This window comes from Thalassobacillus sp. C254, from assembly GCF_001310615.1.
Genome location: NZ_BAXQ01000056.1, coordinates 1 through 2,675, shown reverse-complemented (window position 1 = coordinate 2,675; position 2,675 = coordinate 1). Strand labels below are relative to the sequence as shown.

General features: G+C 33.5%; 3 protein-coding genes and 1 pseudogene. All 4 read left to right on the top strand.

The annotated features are described in order from the left end of the window. The first annotated feature begins 217 nt into the window (after positions 1-217). Positions 218-940 (top strand): FtsK/SpoIIIE domain-containing protein, encoded by a 723-nt coding sequence (locus JCM19033_RS22920; RefSeq protein WP_269758466.1) that lies wholly within the window; start codon positions 218-220, stop codon positions 938-940. Positions 941-1,101: 161 nt separating this feature from the next. Beyond that, positions 1,102-1,774: pseudogene (locus JCM19033_RS26890) on the top strand (DUF4007 family protein). Positions 1,775-2,137: 363 nt separating this feature from the next. Then, complete coding sequence (locus JCM19033_RS21495) at positions 2,138-2,323, top strand: AAA family ATPase (RefSeq protein WP_157050021.1); 186 nt, start codon at positions 2,138-2,140, stop codon at positions 2,321-2,323. 120 nt (positions 2,324-2,443) lie between these two features. Further along, positions 2,444-2,675, top strand: a 232-nt coding sequence (locus JCM19033_RS26880) for a hypothetical protein (protein ID WP_269758465.1), incomplete at its 3' end; no start/stop codon positions are given.

Sequence of the window (2,675 nt, the reverse complement as noted above, 5' to 3'; positions counted from 1 at the left end):
ATTCAAGTTAATAGTGTGAAAGTGGATCAAGTGTTATTAGAATTATTTTACTTATCCTTCGAGTATAAATTTTGGTAGAATAAAAAACAAAACTAAGGATATTCAAGTATGGTTAGGCTTAGGACAAGAACCTTCTATTAAAGTTGATAATAGGGGTTCATATTTAGATATTGTACGAGACGAACCATCTATAATATACTTTGAACATTTCATAAAAATGGTTAGAGAGGTATATAACAATACTATTTCAGATAGTAACTTAATAGCTCCTCTAGGTTTGAGCCCTTTAAATGATGTTTTATCTTTTGATTTATCAGATCCTGATACGCCTCACATGCTCGTAGGTGGCACTACTGGAAGTGGAAAAAGTGTGACCCTAACTTCAATTATTTTATCTATGATGTGTCTTTACTCGGAAAAGCACTTGCAATTCGTCTTTATTGATCCAAAGCAGGTTGAATTCACCTTCTTTGAAGGGGCTTCGCATACTCAAGATGTTCTAGTGGATGTCGAGTCCGCTGTCACTAAACTAGAAGAATTAGCTGAAGAAATGGACAAAAGATACAGTTTAATGAGAAGAGATTTTGTTAGTGATATAAAGGATTACAATAAGGATAAAGAGGAAAAGTTACCTCACATAATTATAGTGTTTGATGAGTTTGCTGATTTCATGATGGGCTCCTCTGATATTAAAACTAGAATGGAGGATGCTATACAGAGGTTAGGGCAGAAAGCAAGAGCAGCTGGAATTCACTTGATCATGTGTACACAAAGCCCTAAAGCAGAAATAATAAATACAAAAATAAGGAATAATCTACCTGCTCGTTTAGCGTTAAGAACATTCGATGCTACTGCTTCTAACATTATCCTCGATGAGGACGGGGCGGAACGTTTAGGTGGTAAAGGCGATTTTATAATGAAAAAAGGCCTCAGGTATTGAGCGCGGAAAAAGTCCATTTTTAACTGTCGATATTAAAAGGGCTCTATTAAAATACTTTACCTCCTTTTAGATATATATAATACATCTAGGCTGCTAGATGTATTATTTTGACTACTATGACTACTGGAACATAACCTCCAAGAGAAAAAGGAGATTTTAACATGGCTTATGGGCAACATCAAAGTTTTTATTTAAGATATAGATGGCTAGCGAAGATAAAGAACTATATAAATGATCCGCGCTTCTTCTATGACAAAGAGGCATTTGAAAAAGTAGGTCTAGGTAAAAATATGGTTCAATCTCTTCGTTTTTGGGCTCTTGCTACTCGAATATTAGAAGAAAAAAATGATAAGGAAACTAGAAAACGTATTTTTACTAAATCAAAGTTTGGCGAATTGTTTTACCAATATGATGCTTCTATTCGCCTTAATGATACCGCAGCAATTCTGCATTATCATCTTGTAAAAGAAAAAGAACCTGCATCTGCATGGTTTTGGTTCTTCAATCAATACCATGGTTTAAGCTTTAGCAAAGATCAACTATATGATGAACTATTAAAGTGGGTGGGAAAAGTTGAAAACAAAAAAGGTTTCTTCTAACTCAATTAAAAGAGACATTGATTGTTTAATTAAATGCTATACCGCAGCGGAAGCCCAAGATCCCGAGGATATTATGGTTAGTCCATTTTCTGCATTGAAATTAATAGAGATTAATGATGGTATTATTACCAAATTGGAAGCCAAATACGAAAATATTGGGGATACTGCTCTTCTTTACATTCTTTTGATTATTGTAAAGAAAATGATGTTGACACACTTACAGTTTCAGAGCTAGAAAACGAAAAGGGACTCTGGGGAATTACAATTTAATTTTTCAAGAAAACAAATTATAGAGGCAATAGATAAACTTTCTCTTCACCCTCATTACCCACTTACATTTGTAAGAACAAACAACTTAGATTCAGTTAAAATAAATGGAACGGATCCCCTTGATTTTCTTGATCAGGAATATAATAGAAAAGTGGTGGCTTTACTGTGATTGGTTTAGAATTGAATACTTTTAAATCGAGTATTAACATTAAGTTTGATATAGGACAGGATATCTATATTAATAACTATTATCCGACTCACAGTCATGCTTTAGCTTTAAAGTCCCTCCTAGCTGGCCTTATGCACAATGGAGCAAAACAGGTTCAATATGATTGTAGGGCCCTATGGAACTGGTAAGTCATACCTAGGAACGATTTTTGCAAACATAGCCGCTAAAAGTGTTAATACTGCTACTAAACAACATCTTCATAAGAAATTTGGAGAGGTTGACGAAGAATTAGAACATATCTTAGAGACATTAGAAGAAGCACAAAGTATTAAGTGCTTCCTGTAGCAATAAACGGACATGAAGGTAATTTTCGGCATATTATACTTACAACAATAATGAAAGAAGCAAAAAAAGAAGGTATTAATCTACATGTGCCAGGTGTGATATCGAAAGTAAAAAATACTCTTGAAAATATGGGAGACACACTATCAAGAAACATATTATGCGTTTATTAATAATCTTGAAAAAAGAAATTTAAGCGTCCAGGAATGGGTTAAAGAAGTAGAAGAATATAATAGTGAGGAAATAACTTGGTTTACTAACCTTTATCCACTACTAACTTCTGGAGCTGAATTTATACCCGATTATAAAGAAGATTTTCTTGAACAATTAGTGAAATATTCTGAATCAGCTGAAA